This window comes from Rubrivivax gelatinosus (assembly GCF_016583785.1).
In the GTDB taxonomy this organism is placed as follows: Bacteria; Pseudomonadota; Gammaproteobacteria; order Burkholderiales; family Burkholderiaceae_C; genus Rubrivivax; species Rubrivivax gelatinosus_B.
Map to the genome: position 1 here is coordinate 1 of NZ_NRRU01000088.1, position 22,408 is coordinate 22,408.

The 22,408-nt window shown below is 73.2% G+C and carries 18 protein-coding genes; 11 read left to right on the top strand and 7 right to left on the bottom strand.

The genetic code is table 11. From position 1 onward, the window contains the following. Positions 1–232: hypothetical protein (locus CKO43_RS25665; RefSeq protein ID WP_207185139.1), on the bottom strand; the 232-nt coding region annotated here is incomplete at its 3' end. 203 nt (positions 233–435) lie between these two features. Here CKO43_RS25665 and CKO43_RS19645 point away from each other — a divergent pair. The 6 genes from CKO43_RS19645 to tssA all read left to right on the top strand — a co-directional run bounded on the left by CKO43_RS19645 (position 436) and on the right by tssA (position 8,974). Further along, positions 436–1,320, top strand: a complete 885-nt coding sequence (locus CKO43_RS19645; protein ID WP_200231601.1) for a M15 family metallopeptidase — start codon at positions 436–438, stop codon at positions 1,318–1,320. A gap of 32 nt (positions 1,321–1,352) precedes the next feature. Then, positions 1,353–1,619 (top strand): PAAR domain-containing protein, encoded by a 267-nt coding sequence (locus tag CKO43_RS19650; protein WP_200231600.1) that lies wholly within the window; start codon positions 1,353–1,355, stop codon positions 1,617–1,619. Between the two features lie 166 nt (positions 1,620–1,785). Further along, positions 1,786–5,622 carry a type VI secretion system membrane subunit TssM gene (gene tssM, locus CKO43_RS19655; RefSeq protein WP_200379676.1) on the top strand — a complete coding sequence of 1,279 codons (3,837 nt, stop codon included), beginning with the start codon at positions 1,786–1,788 and terminating at the stop codon, positions 5,620–5,622. Continuing rightward, the gene (tagF, locus tag CKO43_RS19660; protein ID WP_200379677.1) at positions 5,619–6,629 is read left to right on the top strand and encodes a type VI secretion system-associated protein TagF; all 1,011 of its coding nucleotides are present in this window, start codon (positions 5,619–5,621) and stop codon (positions 6,627–6,629) included. The genes tssM and tagF overlap by 4 nt, the downstream gene beginning before the upstream one ends. A gap of 284 nt (positions 6,630–6,913) precedes the next feature. Then, positions 6,914–7,591 (top strand): OmpA family protein, encoded by a 678-nt coding sequence (locus CKO43_RS19665; protein WP_346014493.1) that lies wholly within the window; start codon positions 6,914–6,916, stop codon positions 7,589–7,591. A 48-nt stretch (positions 7,592–7,639) separates the two neighbouring features. Continuing rightward, a complete protein-coding gene (gene tssA, locus CKO43_RS19670; protein WP_200231597.1) occupies positions 7,640–8,974 on the top strand; it encodes a type VI secretion system protein TssA in 1,335 nt (444 codons plus the stop codon). Positions 8,975–9,239: 265 nt separating this feature from the next. Here tssA and CKO43_RS19675 read toward each other — a convergent pair whose 3' ends face one another. Genes CKO43_RS19675 through CKO43_RS19685 form a run of 3 tightly spaced genes read right to left on the bottom strand, consistent with a single transcriptional unit; the run spans position 9,240 to position 15,120 of the window. Then, positions 9,240–10,676 (bottom strand): efflux transporter outer membrane subunit, encoded by a 1,437-nt coding sequence (locus CKO43_RS19675; RefSeq protein WP_200231596.1) that lies wholly within the window; start codon positions 10,674–10,676, stop codon positions 9,240–9,242. Next, the gene (locus tag CKO43_RS19680) at positions 10,676–13,846 is read right to left on the bottom strand and encodes an efflux RND transporter permease subunit (protein ID WP_200231595.1); all 3,171 of its coding nucleotides are present in this window, start codon (positions 13,844–13,846) and stop codon (positions 10,676–10,678) included. Before CKO43_RS19680 ends, CKO43_RS19675 begins: the two co-directional genes overlap by 1 nt. Before the next feature lie 11 nt (positions 13,847–13,857). Continuing rightward, positions 13,858–15,120: an efflux RND transporter periplasmic adaptor subunit gene (locus CKO43_RS19685; protein ID WP_200379679.1), complete on the bottom strand. Its 1,263-nt coding sequence runs from the start codon at positions 15,118–15,120 to the stop codon at positions 13,858–13,860. Positions 15,121–15,254: 134 nt separating this feature from the next. Here CKO43_RS19685 and CKO43_RS19690 point away from each other — a divergent pair, with 134 nt between their 5' ends. The 3 genes from CKO43_RS19690 (at position 15,255) to CKO43_RS19700 (ending at position 18,743) form a co-directional block, all read left to right on the top strand. Beyond that, positions 15,255–15,881 carry a TetR family transcriptional regulator gene (locus CKO43_RS19690; RefSeq protein ID WP_200231593.1) on the top strand — a complete coding sequence of 209 codons (627 nt, stop codon included), beginning with the start codon at positions 15,255–15,257 and terminating at the stop codon, positions 15,879–15,881. Positions 15,882–15,939: 58 nt separating this feature from the next. Then, complete coding sequence (locus CKO43_RS19695; RefSeq protein WP_200231592.1) at positions 15,940–17,634, top strand: cation:proton antiporter domain-containing protein; 1,695 nt, start codon at positions 15,940–15,942, stop codon at positions 17,632–17,634. 113 nt (positions 17,635–17,747) lie between these two features. Next, positions 17,748–18,743, top strand: coding sequence for an alpha/beta hydrolase (locus CKO43_RS19700; protein ID WP_200379680.1), 996 nt, complete (start codon positions 17,748–17,750; stop codon positions 18,741–18,743). Positions 18,744–18,794: 51 nt separating this feature from the next. On the opposite strand, the gene CKO43_RS19705 is transcribed toward CKO43_RS19700, so the two are convergent. The 3 genes from CKO43_RS19705 to CKO43_RS19715 are packed head-to-tail and all read right to left on the bottom strand — an operon-like array spanning position 18,795 to position 21,329. Beyond that, on the bottom strand, positions 18,795–19,598 hold the full coding sequence (locus CKO43_RS19705; RefSeq protein WP_200231590.1) for an amidohydrolase family protein: 804 nt from the start codon (positions 19,596–19,598) through the stop codon (positions 18,795–18,797). After that, complete coding sequence (locus tag CKO43_RS19710; protein ID WP_200379681.1) at positions 19,591–20,571, bottom strand: tripartite tricarboxylate transporter substrate binding protein; 981 nt, start codon at positions 20,569–20,571, stop codon at positions 19,591–19,593. The genes CKO43_RS19705 and CKO43_RS19710 overlap by 8 nt, the downstream gene beginning before the upstream one ends. Before the next feature lie 11 nt (positions 20,572–20,582). Next, on the bottom strand, positions 20,583–21,329 hold the full coding sequence (locus CKO43_RS19715; protein WP_200379682.1) for a GntR family transcriptional regulator: 747 nt from the start codon (positions 21,327–21,329) through the stop codon (positions 20,583–20,585). 212 nt (positions 21,330–21,541) lie between these two features. On the opposite strand from CKO43_RS19715, the gene CKO43_RS19720 reads away from it, so the two are divergent. Together CKO43_RS19720 and CKO43_RS19725 are read left to right on the top strand one after the other, a co-directional pair. Further along, on the top strand, positions 21,542–21,868 hold the full coding sequence (locus CKO43_RS19720; RefSeq protein ID WP_200379683.1) for a hypothetical protein: 327 nt from the start codon (positions 21,542–21,544) through the stop codon (positions 21,866–21,868). Between the two features lie 7 nt (positions 21,869–21,875). Then, a complete protein-coding gene (locus CKO43_RS19725; protein ID WP_200379684.1) occupies positions 21,876–22,295 on the top strand; it encodes a phage holin family protein in 420 nt (139 codons plus the stop codon). Positions 22,296–22,408: the final 113 nt, after the last annotated feature.

Consider the following 22,408-nt stretch of genomic DNA (forward strand, 5'->3'; position numbering starts at 1 on the left):
CGGCACCGGGCACCGCCGGGCGGGCGCCGGCTGCCAGCGCCCCGAGCAGCAGCACGCCGAGGGCCAGCGCCACCGGCGCGCCGACAGGCCAGCGCCGGCCAGGGCGGGCGGGAGGCGACGCCGCGGACGCGTCGATGTCGCGCAGGCGGGGGCCGACAGCCGGCGTGTCGCCACAGGTCTCGAACAGGCAGGGTGGCGGGCGGCGGTACGTTGACGTCGGGTGGTCTGCCATGGCATCTGATACGCAATTCAGGCCGAATGTCGATCGAATCCGGCGACCATGCTAATGGCCCCAGGCAATCCAATTCGTCATCAAATGTCCCTCTGACGAGGCGCCGAACAAGGGCCCCTCCGCCGGGGGATGGTGAGCCTGTTTCTCGTCGGCACACTGCGGCGTCCCGAGGCCATAGACCTCGCCGTCGCGGAGCGGTTCCCATGTCCAGCCCTGTGGTCCTTGCAGCCGTCGTGGCCTATTTCGGCGTCGTCAGCCTGGTACTGGGCCTGGTCATCCTGCCGTCCTGGCGCGAGCGCGGCGCCGAACTCGCGGGCCGCCTGCTCGGGCCGCTGCGCCGCTTCCGGCCGGCCGCGCCCAAACCATCGGTGCCCAGCCGCTGGCAGGTCGAACTGGCCGCCGCCCTCGACGCCGACACGCTGCCGCTGCGGCACGGTGTGCTGGCACTGCTGACGGCAGCCGTCGTCGGCGCCGGGCCGAGCGCCGCGATGCTGTTGCACGAGCATCTGTCCGCCAGCGCCGACACCCTGCCCCGGGCACGCGCCTTCGACGCCCACCTGGCCGCACTGCTGGCCGGCGAGCGCCTGGTCGCGCCGGCGCCGCTGCCGCCGGCGTTGTTCCGCACCGAATCCATGTTGCGCGAGCGGCCGTTCACCGCCGACGCCAACCGCGACTGGGATTTGCTGCATCCGCTGTTCCGGCAGCGCCTGCTGGCGGTGTTCGCTACCGCCCGCGAACGCCACGGCTACGAGCTCGTGCTGCTCGAGGGTTATCGCAGCGCACAGCGGCAGGCGCAGCTGGCGGCACTGGGACCAGCCACGACACGGGCCGCCGCCGACCAAAGCCGCCACCAGGCCGGCCTGGCGGCCGACGTCGCATTCCGCCGCGACGGCCGGCTGCTGGTCTCGGAGCGCGACCCCTGGACCCGGCAGGCCTATCTTCATTACGGCCAGATCGCGAAGTCATTCGGCCTCGAATGGGGTGGAGACTGGAAATCCATTCGTGACCTCGGTCATGTCGAAATGCAAGCACCGCCGGCCAATCCGCCATTACCGGTGCCGGCCGCCGCAATGGCCGCCGCACGCTGACCGCTGCCATCGTGATTACCCGGAATCAGCCCATGAATCGCCCCTACATCGTCGTCGGCGACCGCACCAGCCACGGCGGCAACGTGCTGGAAGGCGGCACGGCAACCGACAGCCACGGGCGCGCAATCGCCCGCGTCGGCGACCTCGTCAGCTGTCCGCGCAAAGGGCACGGGCACCTCACCCGCATCGCCTGTGGCGACCCGGCGCTGCTGATCGACGGCCTGCCTGCCGCCCGCGAAGGCGACCGCTGCGCCTGCGGCGCCAAGCTGATCGCGTCGCAGTCGGCGACGACGAACTGAGACTAGCCATGGCGCACAGCAGCCTGTTCCGGACAGCCCAGGTCGGTTTGATGCGGCGGGCCATTGGCGCCGTCCGAGGCCGGCGCCGCCCGACTCGGGCCCGTGGAGCCCCGGTCAGTCCCGGGGAACGGAGGGCCGCGATGGCCGACATCCGGCAGGCACGGCGATGAGGCCGGCGCTTGCACACCTGCGCCGCGGCAGCCTGACGGCCGCCGCCCTGCTGGCGCTGGCCGCCGGTGTCTGGCTCATGGCCCGCACGGTCGGCCTCGGCTGGACGCTCGCGGCAGCCGCGGGCGTCGGCATCGTGGCCGCCGCCGTCGTGGTCACGCAGCGCATCCAGGCCCGGCGCCAAGGCGATGCACTCGACCGCGGCTTGCTGCCACGGCCGGCAGCGGACGCACACGAGCAGGCGCTGCAGCAGCGGCTGCGAGCGGCGGTGCGCACGATCCGCCGCTCGCGGCTGGGCCAGGCGCGGGGCGCCGCCGCGCTCTACGAACTGCCCTGGTACATCGTCATCGGCAACCCCGCGGCCGGCAAGAGCAGCGCGATCCTGCACTCCGGGCTGAGCTTCCCCTTGGAGGGCGACACCGGGCGCGTGCTGCACGGCGTCGGCGGCACACGCGACTGCGACTGGTTCCTCACCAGCGAAGGCATCCTGCTCGACACCGCCGGGCGTTACGCGGTGCGCACCGAGGATCGCGGCGAGTGGTTCGAGTTCCTCGGCCTGTTGCGGCGCACGCGGCCACGTGCACCGATCGACGGCATCATCGTCGCCGCCAGCCTGGCCGAGCTGAGCCAGGCTCGCGGCGACGAGGTCGTCGAACTCGCACGAAGCCTGCGCTCGCGTGTCCAGGAACTGACCGAAAGGCTGGAGGTCGCGGCCCCGGTCTACGTGCTCTTCACCAAGGCCGACCTGTTGCCCGGCTTCGATGCGTTCTTCGCCGACAGCGACGGCACCGAACGCGAGCGCGTCTGGGGTGCGACGCTGCCCTACCGGCCGCAGGCGGCCGGCGGCGAGGCGGCGGCGCGCTTCGGCGAGGCCTTCGACGAACTGCAGCGCGGCCTGCGCGAGCGCGCCATCGCGAGCCTGGCGTCGGCACGCGGGGCGGCGGCGCCGGCCGCCACGCTCGGCTTCGTGCTGGAGTTCGCCGCGCTGAAGCCGGCCTTGTCGAGCTTCATCAGCACCCTGTTCGACGACAACCCGTATCAGTGGCGGCCGCTGCTGCGCGGCTTCTATCTCACCAGCGCGCTGCAGACCGGCGCGCAGCCCGAGCGCGCCACGCAGGACCTGGCGCGCCGCTTCGCGCTCGCCTTGCCCCCTGGCGCCGCCGATGCTGCACCGGCAGCGGAAGACGCCGACACCGGCTACTTCCTGCGCTCGCTGTTCACACGCGTGCTGCTCGCCGACCGCGGCCTCGTGCGCCAGGCCGGCAGCACCCGCCACCGGCGCCGGCTGGCGCTCGGCTATGGCCTTGCCGTGTTCGCGCTCGGTGCGGCACTGGGTGGCTGGAGCCTGGCCTATCTGGACCAGCGCCGAGCCGTCGTCGAAGCCGTCGCCGCGCTCGACCAGGCGGCGGCACTGCAGCGCGGCCGCGACGACCTCGGCGCCAGGCTCGAGGCGCTGGAGCGGCTGCAGGCCGCGCTGGAGCGCCTTGGCACCCACGGCCAGCGCGCCGGCTGGGTCGCGGCCCTCGGACTGGACCAGCGCGCGCCGCTCGAGCACAAGCTGCTGCACGAGTACTTCGCCGGCGTGCGCTCGCTGCTGGTGCTGCCGGTGGCCGAAGCGCTGGAGCGCCAGGTCGCCGCCTTCGTGGCAGCCGGTGCGCGGGCCCACGCAGACGGCGGGGCCGACACCGAGCCGGCTGCGAACCCTGGGCGGCCGGCCCTGGAGCGGGCGCTGTCCAGGCCCCTCGCCCCACCCGCCGGCACCGTGCTGCCCGCGTCCGCCATCGCGGTCGCAGTCGCGGATGAGCCGCCCGGGCGCCGCCCGTCGCGCTTCGTCGTCACGCCGGCAGCGGACGCCGAAGCCGCCTACAACGCGCTGAAGGCCTACCTGATGCTCGCCGAGCCGACGCGCCGCGAGCCGGCGCACCTGAAGGACCAGATGACCCGCCACTGGCGCGGCTGGCTGGACGAACGGCGCGGCGCGCTGAACGACGACGAGCTGCTGCAGAAGGCGCAGTCGATCGCCGCCTTTGCTCTGGCCCGTGCCGGCGATCCGGCCTTCCCCACGATCCGCACCCGCCCCAGCCTCGTCGACGAAGCCAGGCAGCAGCTGCGCACGCTGCACCAGGCAAGGCCGGCCGAAGATCGTGTCTACGCCGAGATCCGGGCGCGCGCGGCCACCCGTTTTGCGCCGGTGACGGTGGCCGCCCTGCTCGCCGTCGACGGGCAGGCCGCGGCAATCATCGCCGGCAGCGAATGGGTGCCGGGCACGTTCACCCACGAAGCCTGGCAGCAATGGGTCGAACCGACGATCCGTGAGGCCGCCAACGGCGCGCTGCTGCGCCAAGACTGGGTGCTCGAGACGAGCACGGACGAAGACCTCTCGCTGGCCGGCAGCCCGGACCAGATCCGCCGGACGCTGACCGAGCGTTACCGCCTCGACTACGCCCGCGCCTGGCTCGGCTTCGCCCAGGGCGTGAGCCCGGCCCCCTTCGGCAACCTGGACGAGGCAGCGGCCGGCCTGGACCGCCTCGCCGACCCGGCGCGCTCGCCGCTGCTGCGCATCGTGCAGACGCTGCACCGGCAGACGTCCTGGGACCGTGCCGGCGACACGGCGCAGCCGGCGGCCGCGCCGGCATCCGGCGTGCTCGTCTGGTTGCGCGGTGCACTGCTGCACCGGGCCGACGACGCCGCGCCCGCGGAGCCGGCCGCAAGCCGCCCGGCGTCCGGCACGCTGGCGGAGGGCTTCGAGCCCGTCGCCCGCTGGCTGCAGACCGGCGACGGACCGTCGCCGTTCGCTCGCTACCTGCAGGCGCTGGCGCGGCTGCGCACCCGGGTGCAGGCGATCAACCAGCAGGGTGAGCCCGGCCCCGGAGCCCGCGAACTGCTGGCGGCCACGCTGTCCGACAGCCCCGAGTCCGAACTGGGCGCGGCGCTGCGGCTGGTCGACGAGATGTTCGCCGGCAGCACGCCGGCCGCGCGAGCGGCACTGCGGCCGATGCTGGTGCGGCCGCTGCTCCAGACCTTCGCGGTGCTGCTGCCGCCGGCCGAGGCCGACCTCAACCGGGCGTGGCAGGCTCAGGTGCGCACGCCGTACGAACGCACGCTGCGCTCCCGGTATCCGTTCGACCCATCGGCCCGTGTCGAAGCGGCGGGCGACGAGATCGCACAGCTCTTCGGCCCGGCCGGAGCCATCGCACGTTTCGCCGACGGCATGCTGGCCCCCTTCGTCGTGCGCCGCAGCGACGGCCTGCAGTCCAGGACATGGGGCGAGCTCGGGCTGCGCCTGCGGCCCGCCTTCCGCGAGGGCCTGGAAGGCTGGCTCGCCGCCGGCAGCACGGCACCGGGCAGCACCGCCGCGGCCACGACAGCCTTCCAGCTCAAGCCGCTCGCGGCCGCCGGGCTGGCCGAGTACACGGTGCAGATCGACGGCCAGACGCTGCGCTACCGCAACGCCGCCGCCACCTGGAGCGACTTCGTCTGGCCCCACGACGGTGGCGCCCCGGGCGTGCGCATCAGCGGCACGACGGTCGACGGCGCCCGCATCGGCTTCGTCGACGCCCCTGGCACCTTCGGCCTGGACCGCGCCTTCGAACTCGCCACGCGCACCCGCCTGCCCGACGGCAGCAGCGAACTCGCGTGGACACGCGACGGGCTGCAGCTGCGGCTGCAGCTTCGGATCGTGCGCGGGCCGGTCGAGGCGCGAGCGGCCAGCACGCTGCGCGGCCTGCGGCTGCCGGCCGAGATCGCCGGCGTCGACCCGCCGGCGCAGGCGCCCGCCAGCCGTCCCGCAACACCGGCGCCGACGCTGGCGGCGCTGCAGGAGCCGGCGCGATGAGCAGCTTGCTGAGCCGCACGCAGACGGCGCCGTCGCAGGCAGCCTGTTTCGGCAAACTGCCTTCGCAGCCCGACTTCGTGCATGGCACGGGCGCGCATGGGCTGAGCGGGTGGATAGACCGCTGGGTCAGCGCGGCACTCGACGGTGCCGCCGGCGATCCCCACTGGAAGCTGCTCTACGACCGCGCACCGGCGCTGCACTTCGCAGTCCTGGCCGCCGGCTCGCCGACGGCGATCGCCGGCCACCTGCGGCCCAGCGCAGACGCTTCGGGCCGGCGCTTCCCCTTCGTCGCCGCCGTGCGCTGCGACACCGTGCTGCCGCGCCTGCGCCTGGCCCGTGCTCCGCTGGTGTTCGCGCGGGTCTGGCGCCGCTGCGCCGACGCCTGCCGCCGAGCCGGCGCGGCGGGCGGCTCGCTGCTGTCGGCCACCGAACACGAACTCGGCACGCTGCACGCCCCGGCGCCGTCAGATTACGACGCGCTCTGTGCCGACCATGCCGCGCTGCAGACCGTCGCCGGGCTCGAAGCCCAGCTGCGTGCCGCCCATGCCCAGGTCGATCTGAGCCGGGCCTTGCTCGGGCTCGGGGCTTTGCTGCAGCCCGTGGCCGAGCGCGGCGCCGCGGAACCGGCACGCGGACTGTCGCTGCCGCTGCCGCAGGACCCGATGGCCCAGGCCTTGGTCGGGGCCTGGTGGACCGGCCTCATCGCCGACGCGCTCGCCGCCGCCGGGCACGAATGGCTGCTGATGTGCCCGCAGCCGGCCGATGGCGAAGCTCCCCGGCTGCTGGTCGGCCTTGCCGGCGCGACGCCGAGGGCGCTGCAGGCGCTCTGGGACCCGCAGCTGGGCGCGGAGCGCTTCGTCGACCTCACGGCGCCCGCCTGGGCGGCCGCGGTGGCGGCGCGCGACGAGCGCACGCACAGGCTCGCCAGCTACCTGGAACACGACGCGATGTCGCTCGCACTGGCCGGCGCCAGCTGGCGCGAGGCTTTCGCCGCCGACACACGATGACTCGCCGCCGGTCGCCCTTCTCGCCGGCGAGCGCTTTCGCGACCAGCCTGGCCTTGGTGCTGGCATTCGCATCGCCAGCTGCCCGCCCGGCACCGACGCCGGCGCGGATGGCAGCCGCAACCGCAGGAACCGTTGCGGTAGCGGCCGCCAGCACCACGGCGACTGCCGCCGCCAACGGCACCAGAGCCGGCCCCGGCTCCCGCGCGGGCGCGGGCTCGGGCTCTGGCCCTGGCCCAAGCTCAGGTTCAGGCTCAAGCGCCCCTGCCGACGCCCGCATCGTCGTCGTGCAAGGCCTGGTCGCCGACGATGCGACACGCCAGGCCGTGCTGGCGCGCACACGCGAGGTCTTCGGTGGCGATCGGGTCGACGACCGCCTCGGCGTCGGCGCCCAGGCCGTGCCGGCGGGCTGGGTGCTGCAGTTGCAGCGCTGGTTGACGCCGGCGCTGCTCGGCGTGCATGCCGGGCGCCTGGAACTGCGCGGTCGCGAGCTGCGGCTCGAAGGCGAGGTGGCGAACGAGGCCGAACGCCGGCGTGTTGCCGCGGCCCTAGTCGAGGCGCCCCAGGGCTGGGCGGTGCACGCCGAGCTGCGGCTGGCCGAGCCGCTGCAGCCGGCGCTCGACGCGATGCTGGCGGCGCAACGCGTCGAGTTCGAGCCGGCGAGTGCCGAACTGACGCCGGCCGGCCGCCGGGTGCTGGACGGCCTGTTGCCGCTGCTGCGGCGCACCGCCCCGCGGCGCCTGGAGATCGTCGGCCACAGCGACGCCGCCGGTGCGCGCGAGGCCAACCTCGTGCTGTCGCAGGCCCGCGCCGAGTCCGTGCGCACACACCTGCTGGCGCAGGAGGGGCTGGCCGGGCGACGCATCGGCGCACGCGGCGTCGGCCCCGACGAACCGGTGGCCGACGACAGCACGCCCGAGGGCCGGGCACGCAACCGGCGCATCCGCGTGCGCCTGCTCGACTGAACCGCCGGCGGCACCCGGCCCCGAACCCACTGACGCCCCGAGACGACGATGCCGACAGCCGACCTCTGCGCAGCCCTGCCCGGCCTGGCCGACTGCGGGCCCGACCTGGTGTTCAGCCCGGACTTCGACACGATCGCCCGCTTGCGCGAAGAGGAAGATCCCGCGCTCGCCCAGGGCGAGTGGCGGCGGCCGCCGCGGCAGGCCGACTGGCCCGCGGTGATGCGCGATACCGAGGCCTTGCTGCGCAGCCGCAGCAAAGACCTGCGCCTGGCCGGCTGGTGGGCCGAAGCGGCGGCGCACACGCAGGGCCCGGCGGGGCTGGCGGACGGGCTGGAACTGGCCGCGGCCTTGTGTGAACGCTGGTGGCCGGGCCTGCATCCACGCGCCGACGACGACGAGGCCGATGCGCGCGTCGGCGCGCTGCGCTGGCTGCTGGCGCGCAGCGCCTCGCTGGCCGGGAGTGCGCCCCTGCTGCAGCTGGGACGCCGCCCGATCGCACTGGCCGACATCGCGGCCGCACGGCGCCGCCCCGATGCCGATGGCGGTGCCGACGTCGGCGGCGCCACGGTCGTCCCGAACGGCGCGGCGGCACCGGCCGGCGTGCTGGCCGCGGTGGCCGCGGCCGGACCGGCAGCCTTCACCGAGCATGCGGCGGCGATGGAGCGCGCGCTGGCCGCACTCGGGCGCCTGCAGGCAGTCTGCGATCGCGAACTGGGAGCCCATTCACCTTCGTTCGCCGCCGCCGGAGAAGCGTTGGAACAGGCGACGGCCGAGCTCAAGCGCCTCGCAGGTGTCGACGCTGTCGCCGTCACGACACCGGGGCCGAACGACGTGCAGGCTGCGTGCAGCACGGTCGCCGGACACGGCACGCCGACATTGGCGACCGGCGTTCAGGCCCGGCCGAGTCCGGACAACGGACCACCCGTTGCCGCACGACACCGCGCCGCCGATGGCACGCCGGCAGACCTCGCCCTGATGGAGCACCCGGCAAACGGCACCAGCACCGGCACCGGAACGATCGCGTACACGAACGCGGGCACTGGAACCGCCACAGAAGCCGGCACCGATCGCGGCACCGGCCACAGCCCCGGAATCGGCACAGCGGCAGCCGCCACCGCCGGCTGCGGCACGACCGCCGAATACCTCGCTTGCACCGGGCCGGCCGGGCGCGCCGAAGCGATCGCGCAGCTGCGTGCGGTCGCTTCGTATTTCCACCGGGTCGAACCGCACAACCCGGCGGCTTACCTCGCCGACAAGGCAGCTCGTTGGGCAGAGCTGCCGCTGCACGCCTGGTTGCGCGAGGTGCTGGCCGAGGACAGCACGCTGGCGCGGCTGGAACAGGCGCTGGACCTGACGCGCCGCGCCGGCGACAGCGGCGGCTGAGTTCACGTCGGCCGCAAACGCGGCCAGCACGGGCGGCGGCAGCTGCGGCCAGCAGCTGCGGCCAGCAGTTGCAGCCGGCCCTGCCGCGGGCCTTGCGGACTAAGCCCGACGCCGGCATCTGCGGCCCCAACTGGTGGCCCCAGGTCGCAGCCGACACCGGCAGCCGATCTCAACGCGCCGGGGTCAGCGCCCGATATCGGCGCGCCAAAGTCAGCGCGCCGAGTCAGCGCGCCGGACTCAGCGCACCGACATCAGCCCCCCGGCATCACCGCGACGGGGTCGCCCCGGTATCGGCCACGGCCGCGGTATCGCCGTCGCGCCAGCCGCCACCGAGCACGCGGTACAGCGAGACCAGGTTCTGGGCGTGCAGCGCCCGCACCTGCACCTCGGTCTGCTGCGCCGAGAACAGCGAGCGCTGCGCGTCGAGCACGTCCAGGTAGCTGGCGGCGCCGTTGCGGTAGCGCAGGTCAGCCAGCTCGAAGCGGCCCTGCTCGGCGCGCACCTGGGCCTGCAGCGCGGCCAGCTGTTCGCCCAGCGTCGCACGCCCGGCGAGCGCGTCGGCGACCTCGCGGAACGCCGACTGCAGCGCCTTCTCGTACTGCGCGACGGCGATGTCGCGCCCGGCGTTGGCCGAGTCGAGATTGGCGCGGTTGCGGCCGGCGTCGAAGATCGGCAGCAGCAGCTGCGGCATGAAGGTCCAGCCGGTGCTGCCGCTCTTGAACAGACCGCTCAGCTCGCTGCTCGCGCTGCCGGCGGTCGCCGTCAGCGTGATCTGCGGGAAGAAGGCCGCACGCGCGGCGCCGATCTGGGCGTTGGCCGCGATCAGCTGCTGCTCGGCCTGCAGCACGTCGGGCCGGCGCACCAGCACCTGCGACGGCAGCCCGGCCGGCAGCTCCGGCAGCGCACTCTGCTCGGCCAGCGCGATCCCCGCCGGCAGGTCCGCCGGCATCGGCTGGCCCAGCAGCAGCACGAGCGCGTTCTCGTCCTGCGCGCGCTGGCGCACCAGCTGCGCCTGCGTCGCACGCGCGGCTTCGTACAGCGACTGCGACTGGCGCAGATCCAGCTGCGACGAGGCGCCGACGTCGAAACGCAGCTGCGTCAGCTTCAGCGATTCGGCGCGCGTGGCCAGCGTCTCGCGCGTCACGCGCAGCAGCTCGTCGTCGGCCTGCAGCGCCAGGTAGCCGGTGGCCACCGACGCGATCAGGCTGATCTGCACCGACTTGCGCGCCTCCTCGGTCGCCAGGTAGCTGGCGAGCGCGGCGTCCTTCAGGCTGCGCACGCGGCCGAACAGGTCGAGCTCGTAGCTCGACACCGCCAGGCCGGCCTGGTAGGTGCTATTGATGCTGGTGTCGGTCGACACGCGGTCGCCGCTGACGCCGACACCGACGGTCGGGAACAGGTCGGCACGCTGCACGCGGTACTGCGCCCGCGCCTGCTCGATGTTGAGCACCGCCACGCGCAGGTCGCGATTGTTGGCCAGCGCGATGCCGACCAGCGCCTTGAGCCGCTCGTCGCGGAAGAACTGCTGCCAGGGCAGATCGGCCGCGGCCGTGGTGGCGGCCGACGACGCCGCACCGGCGTCGGGGAAGGCCTCGGCCACCGGAGCGGCCGGGCGCTGGTAGTCGGGCGCCAGCGTGCCGCAGCCGGCGAGCACCGCCGCGGCGACCAGCGTCAGGGCCGGGAACAGACGACGCGCGCCCATCACTTCTTCTCCTCGTTGGCCGCGGGCTTCGCGCCCTCGTCGGACTCGTGTGCGTACATGCGGCGCTGGCGTTCGCTGCCCTTGAAGAACTTGCGCACCATGACGAAGAACAGCGGCGTGAAGAACACCGACAGCAGCGTCGCCGTCAGCATGCCGCCCATCACGCCGGTGCCGATCGCGTTCTGGCTCGCCGAGCCCGCGCCGCGCGAGATCGCCAGCGGCAGCACGCCCAGGATGAAGGCCATCGAGGTCATGATGATCGGGCGGAAGCGCAGGTGCGCCGCCTCCAGCGCCGACTCCACCAGCGTCTTGCCCTGCGCGTGCAGGTCCTTCGCGAACTCGATGATCAGCACCGCGTTCTTCGCCGACAGGCCGATGATCGTGATCAGGCCGACCTTGAAGTACACGTCGTTCTCGAAGCCGCGCAGCAAGGTCGCCAAGGCCACGCCGACGATGCCCAGCGGCACCACCAGGATGACCGACAGCGGGATCGACCAGCTCTCGTACAGCGCCGCCAGGCACAGGAACACCGCCATCAGCGAGAACACGAACAGGATGGTCGCAGTCGAGCCCGAGAGCTTTTCCTCGCGCGAGGTGCCGGTCCATTCGTAGGCGAACCCGGGCGGCAGCTGGCCGGCCAGGCGCTCCATCTCGGCCATCGCGTCGCCGGTGCTGTAGCCCGGCGCCGCGGCGCCGGCGATGCGCACCGCCGGGTAGCCGTTGTAGCGCACGGTCTGCATCGGGCCGGTGATCCACTCGGTGGTCGTGAACGCCGACAGCGGCACCGGCTTGCCGGCGCTGTTGAGCGCGTTGATGCGCATCAGGTCGTCGGGCTGCATGCGCGCGGGCGCATCGGCCTGGACGACGACACGCTGCATGCGGCCGCTGTTCGGGAAGTCGTTGACGTAGGACGAACCGAGCGAGGTCGACAGCGCGCTGTTGATCGCCGCGAAGCCCACGCCCAGCGCCGCCGCCTTGTTGCGGTCGATGTTGAGCTTGAGCTGCGGCGCGTCTTCCAGGCCCTCGGGGCGCACGCCGGCAAGCACCTTGCTCTGCGAGGCCATGTAGAGCACCTGGTTGCGCGCCGCGATCAGCGCCTCGTGGCCGTTGCCGCCGCGGTCCTGCAGCCGGAACGCGAAGCCGCTGGCCGTGCCCAGTTCGGGGATAGGCGGCGGGTTCACCGGGAAGATGAAGGCGTCGCGGATCTGCGAGAGCGCGCCGAACGCACGTCCGACCAGCGCCTGCGCCGAACCATCGCCCTTCAGGTCGCGGTCCTTCCAGTCCTTGAGCGTCACGAAACCCAGCGCCGCGTTCTGGCCGCTGCCCGAGAAGCTGAAGCCCAGCACGCTGACCATGCTGTTGACCTCGGGCTGCTTGAGCATGAAGTTCTCGACCTCGGTCATCACCTCGCTGGTGCGCTCGGTGGTGGCGCCCGGCGGCAGCTGCACGTTGACGATCATCGTGCCCTGGTCCTCGTTCGGCAGGAACGAGGTCGGCAGGCGCGCCATGAACAGCACCAGCGCGCCGCCGATCGCGGCGTAGATTATCAGCATGCGCCCGCCGCGACGCAGCACCCAGGCGACACGGCCTTCGTAGCCGCGCGCGGTGCGCGCGAAGCCGCGGTTGAACCAGCCGAAGAAGCCGCCCTTCTCCATGTGGTGGCCGGCTTCGACCGGCTTCAGGAAGGTCGCGCACAGCGCCGGCGTGAACGACAGCGCCATGAAGGCCGAGAACAGGATCGAGGCCACCATCACCGCCGAGAACTGGCGGTAGATGTTGCCGACCGCACCGCTGAAGAAGGCCAGCGGCACGAACACCGAGACCAGCACGACGGTGACGCCGACGATCGCGCCCGAGATCTGGCTCATGGCCTTGCGTGTCGCCTCGCGTGGCGACAGGCCCTCGGTGCTCATGATGCGTTCGACGTTCTCGATGACGACGATGGCGTCGTCGACGACGATGCCGATCACGAGCACCATGCCGAACATCGTCAGCACGTTGATCGAGAAGCCCAGCCCCAGCAGCACCGCGAAGGTACCCAGCAGCGAGATCGGCACCACCAGCGTCGGGATGATCGTGTAGCGGATGTTCTGCAGGAACAGGAACATCACCAGGAACACGAGGAACACCGCCTCGACCAGCGTCTCGACGACCTGCTTGATCGAGATGTCGACGAACTTCGAGCTGTCGTACGGGATCGACGCCTTCACGCCCGGCGGGAAGTAGCGCGAGAGCTCCTCGATGCGCTGCTTGACCGCCTTGGCGGTGGCCATCGCGTTGCCCGAAGGCGAGAGCTGCACGCCGATGCCGGTCGAGGCCTTGCCGTTGAGCCGCGCCTGGGTGGCGTAGGCCTGGGCGCCGAGCTCGACCCGCGCAACGTCCTTGAGCCGCACCGCCGAGCCGTCGGCGTTGGCGCGCAGCACGATGTTGCCGAACTGCTCGACCGTCCTCAGCTGGCCGTCGACGACGACGGTGGCGAAGATCGGCTGACCCGGCACGTTCGGCCGGTCACCGATCGTGCCCGAGGCGACCTGCGCGTTCTGCGCCGAGATCGCCGCGGTGACGTCGGCGGTCGACAGCTTGTAGCCGACGAGCTTGGCCGGGTCGATCCAGATGCGCATCGCGCGCTCGGTGCCGAAGAGCTGGGCCTGGCCGACGCCGGGCACCCGCTGCAGTTCGGGCAGCACGTTGCGCGACGCGTAGTCGCCCAGCGCCACCGGGTCGTAGTCCGGGTTGTCCGAGGACAGGATCGTGAAGAGCAGGAAGTTCGAGCGCGACTTGTCGACGCGCACGCCCTGCTGCGTCACCGCCTGCGGCAGCCGCGGCGTCGCGCGGCTCAGGCGGTTCTGCACGTCGACCTGGGCGAGTTCGGGGCTGGTGCCCGGCTCGAAGCTGAGCGTGATCGAGCCGGAGCCGTCGGCCTGGGCCACCGACTCCATGTAGATCAGGCCCGGCGAGCCGTTCATCTCGCGCTCGATGACGCTCAGCACGCTGTCTTCCAGCGTCTGCGCCGAGGCGCCGGGGTAGGTGGTCTGGACGACGATGGACGGCGGCGCCACCGTCGGGTACTGCGCCACCGGCAGCTGCGTGATCGCGACACCGCCGAAGACGACGATGAACAGCGCGATCACCCACGCGAAGACGGGGCGGTCGATGAAGAATCTGGCCATCTAGACGCCCCTCAGGCCTTGGCCGGGGCCGAAGCCGCGGGCGCCGAAGCCGGTGCGGCGGCAGGGGCCGACGCGGCCGCGCCGGCGGGCTGCGAGGCCGCGCCGCCCGGGCTCCACGGCACCGGGCGCACGGTGGTCGCGCCGCGCAGCTTCTGGAAGCCGTCTGTGATCACCTTGTCGCCGGCTGCCAGGCCGTCGAGCACCACCCACTGGCCGTCGCGGCCGGAGGCGATCTTCACCTGGCGCGGCGCGAACTTGCCGTCCGGCGCCACCACCAGCACGGTGTCGCCCTGGTTGCTGCGCGTCACCGCCTGCTGCGGCACGAGGATGGCGTCGGAGGCCTGCGCCTGCTCCAGCCGCACGCGCACGTACATGCCCGGCAGCAGCGTGCCCTTGGGGTTGGGCAGTTCGGCGCGCAGCGTGATCTGGCCGGTGGTCTCGTCGACCGTCAGGTCCGAGAACAGCAGCTTGCCGGCCACCGGGTAGACCGAGCCGTCGTCGAGCAGCACCCGCACCGGCACGGTGCCGCCGGCGCCCTTGAACTTGCCGCCGGCGATTGCCTGGCGCAGCCGCATCACGTCGGCCACCGGCTGCGTGAAGTTGACGTACATCGGGTCGATCTGCTGCACGGTTGCCAGCTGGGTGACTTCGCCCTGGCCGACGAGTGCACCTTCGGTGACCAGCGCGCGGCCGATGCGGCCCGAGATCGGCGCCGTCACGGTCGCGTAGCCGAGGTTGATGCCGGCGGTCTGCAGCGCCGCCTGCGCGGCGGCGACGTCGGCCTCGGCCGCCTTGGCGGTGGCGACGGCGTCGATGTAGTCCTGCTGGCTGATCGCGTTGGCCTTGACCAGCGGCTCGTAGCGCTGGGCCTGGGCCCGCGCCTGCGCCAGCGTGGCTTCGGCACGTGCCAGCTGGGCACGCGCGCTGGCCTGGCTGGCTTCATAGGGTGCGGCGTCGATGCGGAACAGCACCTGGCCGGCCTTGACGTCGCTGCCCTCGGTGAAGCGGCGCTCGACCAGGATGCCGGCGGCACGCGCCCGCACCTGGGCGATGCGCGAGGCTTCGGTGCGGCCCGGCAGTTCGGTGACCACGGGCACGTTCTGCACCGCGGCGGTGATGACGCCCACTTCAGGCGGCGGCGGGGCCTGGCCGGCGCCCTGTGCCGGATCCTGCTTGGAGCAGGCGGCGAGCATCACGGCGGCCGGCACGGCCAGAAGCAGCGGCCACGCGAGCGCGCGGCCCGGCGACTTCACGACACGACGCGTCGAGGACATGCGGAAAACCTTTCTTCTTCGATAACCGGGGTGGTGATGACCACATCCCGAACGACCAGACGGAGCAACCCGTGGGCCAAGGCGCCGGACTATACATACAATCGCGGATGTATGTTTTTCTGGCGCCTTAAGCGATGGCACGACGAACCAAAGAGGAAGCCGAGGCGACCCGCAGCCGAATCCTGGACGCCGCCGAGAGCGAGTTCCAGGATCATGGCGTGTCCGGCACCTCGCTGGAGGACATCGCGCGCACCGCCGGCGTGACCCGCGGCGCAATCTACTGGCATTTCCGTGACAAAGGCGCGCTCTTCGAGGCGATGATGGACCGCGTCGTGCTGCCGCTGGAAACCGAGATGCTGCGCGCCGGCGACCCCGATATCACCGAGCCGCTGCTCCAGGTGCGGCAGGCGACGATGGGTGCGCTGCGCGCCGCGGTCGACGACGGGCAGGCCCGGCGCGTGCTCGAGATCGCGCTGCACAAGGTCGAATACGTCGACGAGATGAAAGGCGTGCGCGAGCGCCGCATCGCCTGCCTCGTCGACCGCATCCAGCAGCTGGCGGCGATCTTCGAACGTGCCCAGGCCGCCGGCCACATCCGCCTGGCGCTGCCGGCGGTGACCGCGGCCCTCGGCCTGCATGCGCTCCTCGACGGCCTGCTGCACAACTGGATGCTCGACACCCAGGCCTTCGACCTCGTCGGCACCGGCGAGGCCCTGGTCGACGCGTACTTCCGCGGGCTGCAGGCCACGACGCCCGCCTGATCCCCGCCCTGCCCCCGGGTATGGGCAATCGATGCCAGCCGGTCGATAGACTCGCCGCATGCCGCACGAGACCTCGCTGATCGCGACGATCGCCACGGGTTTCGGCCTGGCGCTCGTCTTCGGCTTCGCCGCGGTGCGGCTGAAGATGCCGCCGCTGGTGGGCTATCTGCTCGCCGGCATCGCGATCGGCCCGGCGACGCCGGGTTTCGTCGCCGACGTCGCCCTCGCCGGCCAGCTGGCCGAGATCGGCGTGATGCTGCTGATGTTCGGCGTCGGCCTGCACTTCTCGCTCGGCGACCTGCTCGCGGTGCGGCGCATCGCGGTGCCGGGTGCCATCCTGCAGATCGCCGTCGCCACGACCATGGGTGCGGCCACCGCGCTGTACTGGGGCTGGCGCCCGTCGGCGGCGCTGGTCTTCGGCCTGGCGCTGTCGGTCGCGAGCACCGTCGTGCTGCTGCGTGCGCTCGAGGCCCGCGGCCAGGTCGACACCGTCAACGGCCGCATCGCCGTCGGCTGGCTCGTCGTCGAAGACCTGGTGATGGTGCTGGCGCTGGTGCTGCTGCCGCCGCTGGCGGCGCTGCTGGACGGGCAGACGCCGGTCGGCGAGGAGCTCGGCGAAACGCTGATGTGGACGCTGGCCAAGGTCGGCGGTTTCGTCGCGCTGATGCTGCTGGTGGGCCGGCGGCTGCTGCCGCGGCTGCTGTGGCTGGCCGCGCGCACCAACTCGCGCGAGCTGTTCACGCTGTGCGTCGTCGCCGCCGCGCTCGGCGTGGCCTACGGCTCGGCCAAGCTGTTCGACGTCTCGTTCGCGCTCGGCGCCTTTTTCGCCGGGATGATGATGCGCGAGTCGGAGTTCGCGCACCGCGCCGCCGACGAGTCGCTGCCGCTGCGCGACGCGTTCTCGGTGCTGTTTTTCGTCTCGGTGGGCATGCTCTTCGACCCGGCGATCCTGGTCGACGAGCCGTTGCGTGTGCTCGCGGTGGTCGCCATCGTGATGATCGGCAAGACACTGGCGGCGATCGCGCTCGTGCTCGCCTTCCGCTACCCGCTGGGCAGCGCGATGACGGTGGGCGCCAGCCTGGCGCAGATCGGCGAGTTCTCGTTCATCCTCGCCGGCCTGGGCGTCGTGCTCGGCGTGCTGCCGCCCGAAGGCAACAGCCTGGTGCTGGCGGCGGCGCTGATCTCGATCGCCGCCAACCCGCTGCTGTTCGCCGCGATCGAGCCGGCGATGGCCTGGATGCGGCTGAAGTCGCCCGCGCTGCGGCGCTTCGAGGCGCGCGACGACCCGCTGGCCGCGCTGCCCGACTCGGTCGACACGCGCCGGCTCGAAGGCCTGATCGTCGTCGTCGGCCACGGCCGTGTCGGCGCTGCCGTCGTCGAGCGCCTGCGCGACGCCGGCGTGCCCTACGTCGTCGTCGACCACAACCGCGAACGCATCGAGGCGCTGCGCCAGGCCGGCGAACACGCGGTCTGGGGTGACGCCTCCGACCCGACGGTGCTGGTGCAGGCCCACGTTGCGCGTGCCAGCGTGCTGCTGATCGCCACGCCCGACACCTTCGACGTGCGCAAGGTCTCCGAGACCGCGATCGCGCTGCGGCCCTCGATCGAGATCGTCGCGCGCTCGGCCGGTGCCGACGCCGACGACCTGCTGCAGTCGGCCGGCGTCGCCCGCGTCTTCGTCGGCGAGACCGAACTCGCACGCGGCATGGCGGCGCACGCGATCGCGCGCTGGCGCGGCGTCGGTTCGGCCTGAGCGGCGGCGCGCCCCCCTGGGTGGGCGCCGACCACACTTCTTTACGAACCCCCTGCAACGGCGTCACGAAACGCTCGGCCAGAATGCGTCATCCCCTGACTGACACGCCGCCGATGCCTGCTCGAGCCCGCCGTTTCCTGCGCCAGCGTCCCCTGATTCCTGGCGCCGCCCCGGGCCGGCGCGCGCTGCTGGCGCTGCTGCTGGGCGCTGCCGCCGGCGCGGCGCAGGCCGAGGGTGCAGGCCTGATGATGGGCCTGGTGCGGCGCCTGCGCGGCCAGCCCGAGGGCGACAACGAACTGGAACGCGACGACAACAGCCGCGCCGGCGTCGTGCTGCCGGCCGGCGCGCGCTCCGAACTCAACCTCGCCTACGGCGAGGACCCGGCGCAGAAACTCGACGTCTACCTGCCGGCCGCGTCCGGCGAACGCCACCCGGTGCTGCTGATGGTGCACGGCGGCGCCTGGATGGTGGGCGACAAGGCCAACCAGGCCGTCGCCGCGGCCAAGGTCGCACGCTGGCTGCCGCGCGGCTGGATCGTGGTCTCGACCAACTACCGCATGGACCGCCAGGCACCCGACCCGCTGAAGCAGGCCGACGACGTCGCGCGCGCGCTGGCCTTCGTGCAGCAGAAGGCCGCCGGCTGGGGCGGCGACCCCGAACGTGTGCTGCTGATGGGGCACTCGGCCGGCGCCCACCTGGTGGCGCTGCTGGCCGCCGACGGCCGCATCGCCGAACGCCGCGGCGCCCGCCCCTGGCTGGGCACGGTGGCGCTGGACAGCGCCGCGCTCGACGTCGTGCAGATCATGGAAGGCCAGCACTACCGCTTCTACGACCGCGTCTTCGGCAAGGACCGCGCGGTATGGCAGCAGAACTCGCCCTACCACCGCCTGGCCGGCACGCCGCGGCCGATGCTGCTGGTGTGTTCGGCGCGGCGCCAGGAGAGCTGCGGCCAGGCCGACCGTTTCGCCGCCAAGGTTCAGGCCACCGGCGCCCGCGTGCAGGTGCTGCCGATCGACTTCAACCACGGCGGCATCAACGCCGAACTGGGCAAGGACACGCGCTACACCGAGCAGGTGGAAGCGTTCATGAAGACGCTCGGGCTGCCCTGAGCGCCGCAGCACGGGCCGCCATGCCGGTCGGCACGTCCACCGGCGTCGGCTTCAGTCGTAGATCGCCGGCCGCCGCCGCCGCAGCGCCTCGGCGGCGTCGGCGCCCAGCGCCTCGACCACCGGCCACCAGGTCGACTCGTAGGTGGGCAGCGCCCCGGGCTCGAAGCTGGTGTGCGGCCAGTCCGACGCCCAGACCATGCGCTCGCCGAACAACCGCGCCAGCCGTCGGATGCGCGGCACCAGCGCGGCGTACGGCGGCTCGGCGTCGAGCCGGTACCAGCCCGAGAGCTTGATCCAGGCGCCCTGCGCCGCGAGTTCCTCGACGGCGCGCCATGCCGGGCCCTCGTCGCCGACGCGCGTGCCCAGGCCGGCGAGGTGGTCGAGCACGCAGGCCGGGCCCGGGCCGCGGTGCAGCGCGGCGAGTTCGGGCAGATCGGCGGCGCCCGCGTACCACTGCACATGCCAGCCGCGGCGGTGCAGCCGCGGCGCCAGCGCCGCCAGGCGCGCGGCCGGCGCCCGGCGCTCGCCGACCGGCGACACCAGGTTGAAGCGCAACCCGCGCACGCCCAGCGCATGCATCGTGTCGAGTTCGGCGTCGTCCACCTCGTCGCCGAGCACGACGACGCCGCGGTGGCGCCCCGGCGCCTGGGCCAGCGCCCGCAGCAGCAGCGTGTTGTCGCGGCCGTAGACGCTGGGCTGCACCAGCACCAGGTGGCCGACGCCGTGGGCCTGGGCCAGCGCCTCGATCTCGGCCAGCGGCCGGTCCACCGGCCGGTAGTGGCCGCCGGGCACGGGCTGCGCGGCGTCGAAGACGTGCACGTGGCAGTCCCAGCCGGCGGCGCCGGGCTCAGTCACGGGTGATGCCCCGCTCCTTGACGACACGCGCCCACAGCGTCTGCTGCGCCTTCAGGAAGGTGGCCGGCGAGCCGCTGAAGACGTCGCCGCCCAGGCTGCGCACGCGGCCCAGCACCTCGGGGTCGGCCATCGTGCGCGCGAACGCGGCGACGAGCTTGTCGCGCACCGCCGGCGCCAGCCCGGCGGGCGCCAGGATCGGGTTCCACTCCAGCACCTCGTGCCCCGGCACGCCGGCCTGGGCCATCGTCGGCACATCGGGCAGCGCGCGGCAGCGCAGCGCCGCCGTCACCGCCAGCGGCCGCAGCCGGCCCGACTGGATCAGCCCCAGCGACGAGGCCACGTTGGCGAAGAACAGCGGCACCTGGCCGCCCATCACGTCGTTGAGCGCCGGGCCGCCGCCGCGGTAGGGCACGTGAGTCAGCTGGACCTGGGCGATCTGCTCGAACAGCGCGCCGGCCAGGTGCTGGGCCGAGCCGTTGCCCGAGGACGCATAGGCGATGGCGCCGGGCCGGGCGCGCGCCAGGCGCACGACGTCGGCCACCGAGCGCGCCTCGAAACCCGGCGTGCACACCAGCACGTTCGGGAACTGGGCGATCACCGCGATCGGCACGAAGGACTTCTCGTTGTCGTAGGGCAGCTTGGGGAACAGCGCCGGGTTGACCGCGAACGAGGAGGCGTCGAGCAGCAGCGTCGCGCCGTCGGGCTCGGCCCGCGCCACCTGCCCGGCGGCAATGGTGCCGCTGCCGCCGGGGCGGTTCTCGACGATGACCGGCTGGCCGAGCGCGGCGGCGAGCTTGGGCGCGACCAGCCGCGCCATCGCGTCGGCACCGCCGCCGGCCGGGTAGGACACCACCAGCGTGATCGTCTTGCCGCCGGCGATGCCGGCCGCGGCGAAGGCCGGCAGCGAGAAGCTCGCGGCGCAGGCCGCCGAGGCGCCGAGAAAGCCGCGGCGGGTCGGGTGTTCGAGGGGCATCGGCAGCTTTCCTAGGTGATGGTGACGCTGTAGTGGAAGGCGTAGGCGTCGCCGTGCGTGACGCGCAGCTCGACGCAGCGGCCGGCCAGGTCATAGGCCTGGCGCGTGACGGCGACGCCGGGGTGGCCGGCGGCGAGTTCCAGCCAGCGTGCGTGCGCCGCGGCCAGCGGCGCGAAGCCGATCTCGTCGCTGACGCGGGCCACGGCGACGCCGCAGCGCTCGACGAAGAAGGGGTACAGCAGGCTGCCCCAGTCGGCCGCCGGCAGCGACGCCAGCGCCTCGAACAGCGGCAGCGGCAGCCAGATCTCCTCGAACAGCCGCGGCTGCCCGCCCAGCGAGCGCAGCCGATGCAGGCGCAGCACCGGGTCACCGCGGGCGACGCCGAGACGGCGCGCGACCTCGGCCGACGCCAGCACCTGCTGGCGCGACAGGATGCGCGACTGCGGCAGCTCGCCGTCGCCCTCGCCGAAGCGGAAGAAGCGCAGCATCGGCGCGCCCGAGATGCCGCCGCGCACGAAGGTGCCGCGGCCGTGGCGGCGCTCGATCAGCCCCTGCTCGGCCAGCAGCTCGAGCGCGCGCCGCAGCGTGCCGAGCGCGACGCCGTGTTCGGCGGCCAGGCTGGTCTCGGCCGGCAGCGCCGTGCCCGGCGGCCATTCGCCGTCGACCACGCGCTGGCGCAGCGCCGCGGCGAGCGCGGCGTAACGGCTCTGGCCCGGTTCGGGCTGCACCAGGGCAAGGCGCGAGGGATTCGAAGGCATGCCGGCAGTCTATCCAGTCCTCTAGAGGACTAGATTAGGTAGTTCCACCAGCAGGCGGCCGGCAGGCACCGGAGCGCACCGCCCGGTGTGCCCGCCGACCGAGGGGCGAATGAACGCCGGGTAGGCTCGAGCGGTTCGCCGGCGTGTCGTGCCGGCCGATGTACAACCCAAGCGCGGCTGCTGGCCGCGCCCCTCTTCACAGGAGCCCGACCATGAGCACCACCCCGCCCGAGCACAGCCCCGCGACCACCGACGCACCCGCCCCCGCGCCCAACCCCGCCGACGAGCTGCTGCAGCGTGTCGTGCAGGGCGCACACGACGGCATAGACCGCATCGCCGAGCAGGCCGCGCCGCGCCTGCGCCAGCTGCACGACGGCGCCCAGGACGCTGGCGAACGCGTGCAGGCCAAGGCCGACGAACTGCGCGGCCTGGGGGAGAACTGGACCGATGGCCTGCGCGATACCGTGCGCCAGCACCCGATCGCCGCGGTGGCGACGGCGCTGGCCGTCGGCGTGCTGATCGCGCGCCTGACGCGCTGAAGCGCCGATGGATACGGACACGCCGCCGGCACACGAAGGCTGGTTCGAGACGCTGCAGTCGGTGCTGGCCGAGCTGCCCGGCCTGATCGGCGACCGCGTCGAGCTGTTCGCGCTGGAACTGCAGCGCGCCGGGCGCGCGCTGGCGCAGATCGTCGCGCTGATCGTCGCCGCCGCGGTGCTGGGCGTCACCGCCTGGCTGGCGCTGTGGGCCGGCATCACGCTGGCGCTGCTGGAGGCCGGCCTGCACTGGGCACCGGCGCTGCTGCTGGTGCTGGCGGCCAACCTGGCAGCGGCCCTGCTGGCGCTGGCGCGGGTGCGCTCGCTGCTGCCGCAACTGGCCTTGCCGGGCACGCGCCGCCACCTCGTGCCCGGTGCGGCACGCACGCCGGCGCAGCCCACCGGGGAGGCGCAAGGTGCCGCCGCCTGAAGACGAACTGGACGCCCGCATCGAGGCTGCCACCCGCAGCCTGGTCGAACGCGAGCAGCGCATCGCTGCCGGGCTGGACGGGCTGGGGCAGCGCGCCCGCCGCGCCGTCGCCC

Excerpts from the sequence above, each read along its gene's own strand:
- CKO43_RS19685 (WP_200379679.1), bottom strand. The coding sequence starts at position 15,120 with ATGTCCTCGACGCGTCGTGTCGTGAAGTCGCCGGGCCGCGCGCTCGCG.
- CKO43_RS19715 (WP_200379682.1), bottom strand. The coding sequence starts at position 21,329 with ATGCCTTCGAATCCCTCGCGCCTTGCCCTGGTGCAGCCCGAACCGGGC.
- CKO43_RS19725 (WP_200379684.1), top strand. The coding sequence starts at position 21,876 with ATGGATACGGACACGCCGCCGGCACACGAAGGCTGGTTCGAGACGCTG.
- CKO43_RS19680 (WP_200231595.1), bottom strand. The coding sequence starts at position 13,846 with ATGGCCAGATTCTTCATCGACCGCCCCGTCTTCGCGTGGGTGATCGCG.
- CKO43_RS19695 (WP_200231592.1), top strand. The coding sequence starts at position 15,940 with ATGCCGCACGAGACCTCGCTGATCGCGACGATCGCCACGGGTTTCGGC.
- tssM (WP_200379676.1), top strand. The coding sequence starts at position 1,786 with ATGAGGCCGGCGCTTGCACACCTGCGCCGCGGCAGCCTGACGGCCGCC.
- CKO43_RS19675 (WP_200231596.1), bottom strand. The coding sequence starts at position 10,676 with ATGGGCGCGCGTCGTCTGTTCCCGGCCCTGACGCTGGTCGCCGCGGCG.
- CKO43_RS19645 (WP_200231601.1), top strand. The coding sequence starts at position 436 with ATGTCCAGCCCTGTGGTCCTTGCAGCCGTCGTGGCCTATTTCGGCGTC.
- tssA (WP_200231597.1), top strand. The coding sequence starts at position 7,640 with ATGCCGACAGCCGACCTCTGCGCAGCCCTGCCCGGCCTGGCCGACTGC.
- CKO43_RS19650 (WP_200231600.1), top strand. The coding sequence starts at position 1,353 with ATGAATCGCCCCTACATCGTCGTCGGCGACCGCACCAGCCACGGCGGC.
- CKO43_RS19700 (WP_200379680.1), top strand. The coding sequence starts at position 17,748 with ATGCCTGCTCGAGCCCGCCGTTTCCTGCGCCAGCGTCCCCTGATTCCT.
- CKO43_RS19720 (WP_200379683.1), top strand. The coding sequence starts at position 21,542 with ATGAGCACCACCCCGCCCGAGCACAGCCCCGCGACCACCGACGCACCC.
- CKO43_RS19690 (WP_200231593.1), top strand. The coding sequence starts at position 15,255 with ATGGCACGACGAACCAAAGAGGAAGCCGAGGCGACCCGCAGCCGAATC.
- tagF (WP_200379677.1), top strand. The coding sequence starts at position 5,619 with ATGAGCAGCTTGCTGAGCCGCACGCAGACGGCGCCGTCGCAGGCAGCC.
- CKO43_RS19710 (WP_200379681.1), bottom strand. The coding sequence starts at position 20,571 with ATGCCCCTCGAACACCCGACCCGCCGCGGCTTTCTCGGCGCCTCGGCG.